The following is a 232-nucleotide window of genomic DNA, read 5'->3' as shown; positions in this document are numbered from 1 at the left end:
CCCCCTCCTCCGAGGTCCCCTTCTCCTCTTCGTTCCCCCAGGCCAGCGTGTGGGTCGCCGGGAGGTCGATGAGGCGGGCCGGGACTGCGTGCTCCAGGGCCCACCGGTTCGCCACCCACTCGGGGGAGAACTCGGCGAGCGGCCAGAAGGCGGGGCGGCGGGGCTCGTCCCCGCCAGGGGCGAGGGGGCGGAGGGGGGGGGGCATGTCCTTCTCGTCGGGGTGGGGGTGGGG

1 protein-coding gene is annotated in these 232 nt (G+C 76.3%); it reads right to left on the bottom strand.

Translation table 11 applies throughout. The annotated features are described in order from the left end of the window. Window positions 1–205: DUF5682 family protein (locus KVT44_RS57325; RefSeq protein WP_254651266.1), on the bottom strand; the 205-nt coding region annotated here is incomplete at its 3' end. Window positions 206–232: the final 27 nt, after the last annotated feature.

The sequence above is a fragment of the Streptomyces sp. GbtcB7 genome, assembly GCF_019091445.1.
GTDB classification, from domain to species: domain Bacteria; phylum Actinomycetota; class Actinomycetes; order Streptomycetales; family Streptomycetaceae; genus Streptomyces; species Streptomyces mirabilis.
The sequence above is the reverse complement of the archived record's forward strand: the minus strand, read 5'-3'. Positions and strand labels throughout refer to the sequence as shown.